2 protein-coding genes and 1 pseudogene are annotated in these 2,797 nt (G+C 41.7%); all 3 read left to right on the top strand.

Annotated elements, in window-relative coordinates; genetic code table 11:
• Nucleotides 1–230: pseudogene (locus CCU_RS12875) on the top strand (D-alanyl-D-alanine carboxypeptidase family protein); the annotation flags it as partial.
• A 10-nt stretch (nt 231–240) separates the two neighbouring features.
• On the top strand, nt 241–1,095 hold the full coding sequence (locus CCU_RS12870; RefSeq protein WP_022216439.1) for a metallophosphoesterase: 855 nt from the start codon (nt 241–243) through the stop codon (nt 1,093–1,095).
• A 126-nt stretch (nt 1,096–1,221) separates the two neighbouring features.
• On the top strand, nt 1,222–2,797 hold a 1,576-nt coding region (locus tag CCU_RS12865; RefSeq protein ID WP_208896262.1), incomplete at its 3' end, for a L,D-transpeptidase family protein.

Below are 2,797 nucleotides of genomic sequence, written 5' to 3'. Positions count from 1 at the left end.
TCACCGGGATCCTGCTTGCGGGAGAACACGCGGAGGATGTGAAGAAGAAACTGGAGATGAGAGATCCGCTGACTGCCCCGGTTGACAGTGGTGAAGAGCTTGGAAAGATGAGCTATTATATTGGCGAGAGGTGCATCGGTTCAGTGCCGATATATGCGGCGGAGAAGGTTGATTCCATGAGTATGAAGTACGCTTTCGTTAAAGTGCTCAAGTTACAATTTACATATTGAGGTTAAATACATGAGGATTTTTTTAGTTGTAGTTATCGTACTATGCATTATAACGCTTGTTAATGTTTTGATAGAGAGTTACCGCGAAAACAGAAGAATCTCGTTTTCAAATTATCAACTGCATGACAGGAGAATAAGAAAAAAAGCCCGGATAGTCATGATATCAGATCTCCACAATGCGGAATTTGGAAAGGACAATGAGAAGCTTATAAGCTGTATAGAAAAGATCAATCCGGATTTCATATTGGTGGCGGGGGATATAATAGTCGGAAAGCCGGGACTTACAGTAGATATAGGTATACATTTCCTGAATGAACTTGGCAAGCGTTTTCCTGTGTATATGGGAAAAGGAAATCATGAGATGCGCGCATCCATATATGAAAAATATGGTGATATGTGGAACAGGTTATATGAAGGAACAAAAGATAACATCACCTGGCTTATAAATGAAAGTGTTCATCTTGATGAATACAATGTCACGATATACGGACTTGACATGAAGACGGAATATTACAGAAGATTCAAAAAGCTCGATATGGATGAAGAGTATTTGCTGAATGAACTTCCACCGATAAGCAGATCCGATTACAATATACTTATAGGACATGATCCTGATTATTTTGAAGAATATTCCCGATGGGGCGCTGATCTTACTGTATCCGGCCATGTACATGGTGGACTTGTGATCCTGCCATTTCTCGGGGGCGTGATATCGCCTATGATCAGACTGTTTCCAAAGTACTATAAGGGGTTATATTCCTGCGATGGACATAATATGATAGTCTGTGCAGGACTCGGACTTCACACTATCCGAATCAGAGTTAATAACGAACCGGATCTGGTGACCATCAATTTGTCCAGATAACAGTGCGTTAGCCTCTTATATTTAAACATAATTAAGAGTTGAATTATAGTAATATAGCATATAATATTATGTATGTTGGATGTAAGTTCGCATGGAATTATGTGCGAAGGGGAAGAGCGTGATTTTATGAACAATAACACAGATGATAACAATATAGATAAAGATAATGTGAACACTGATGCCGCTGAAGAGATAGTTGCTGAAGAGACAATATTCGGGGGGACAGAGACCGAACCGGAGACTGCGGCATCGGATGCAGCCATTCCCGATGGAGCAGGGATACCGATATTCCCAGATAATGAAGCTTCTGATGAAGCGGACGAACCGGATGACAAGCCTGCAAAAAAGACTCACAGGGCTTTGAAGATCACAGCGGCTATATTTGGAGCGGTGGTCGTATGTACATATATAGTTATATCGATATGGTTCATGTTCCATTACAACTACAAGACATACATCAATGATATAGACTATTCGTTTTACTCACTTGATGATGTCGATGCATACATAGAGAGTTACATACAGGATTATTCCCTCACACTCAAGCTCAGGGGCGGTGAGGAACATGTCATAAAACCAGAAGATATATCGCTTGATATAAAGCCGAATATAACAGCCAAGAAGATCATAAGCGAACAAAATGGTTTCCTCTGGCCTTATTACATGCTAAAGAGAAAAGATTATGACCTTTACTATTCAGCGTCGTATGACAAGGATGCTCTCGAGAATCTTTTGAAGAGCTATGACAGTCTTGACGAGTCCAAGATGGAGAAACCGGAAGATGCCTATGTTACGATTAAGGATGGAGAATCAACAATTATTCCTGATTCTGAAGGAAATTATCTTGATTTTGACAGATTATGCTGTATAATAGATGAGGCGATTGTTAAAGGTGAATCCGTGCTTGATGTATCAGAAAGTGACGCATACGAGAGTCCTGAGCTCACAGCCGACAGTGAAGAGATAGTAAATGAGCAGAAGGAACTTGCAAAGATCCTTGAGATGACCATTACATATGAGATAGATCAGGTGTCATGGAAGCTTACCAGCAAGGAATATGGCGACTGGATCAGCAATGTAAAAGGAAAATGGAAATTCTCAGAAGACAAGGTGCGTGAGTATGTCGAGAATATCGCAAGCAGATACGATACATACGGTGTGCCGAGGAATTTTAGAACTCATAATGGTGATGTCATCACTCTGGCGAATACCTGGTATGGCTGGATGATCGATGTGGACGGTGAGACAGAAGAGCTCATGAAGCTTCTTGAAGCCGGAGAGTCCACAACACATACACCGCCGTTTGACTGCTACGCTGCAGTTTATCACGATGGCGGCGATGATATCGGTGATTCATATATCGAATGTGATTTTGGCCAGCAGCATGTATATGCATATGTAGACGGCAATCTTGTGTGGGATTCCGACTGCGTAACCGGAAGCCTTGCAAACAATGGCAAATACAGAACACCTGAAGGTGTATATACGATCCTGTATAAGAAGACACCTGCTGTGCTTATCGGCGATGACTATGAGACTCCTGTAACATACTGGATGCCATTCATAGGCGAGCTGGGAATCGGATTCCATGATGCATCGTGGAGAAGTTCATTTGGCGGTGATATATACAAGAACAGCGGATCCCATGGATGTGTAAATCTTCCTGTATCCGCGGCAGAACAGTTGTTTAATATAGTATATG

The sequence above is a fragment of the Coprococcus sp. ART55/1 genome (assembly GCF_000210595.1).
Classification (GTDB): Bacteria; Bacillota; Clostridia; order Lachnospirales; family Lachnospiraceae; genus Coprococcus; species Coprococcus aceti.
Note: the sequence above shows the minus strand (reverse complement) of the source record. Positions and strands in the feature narration are given on the sequence as shown.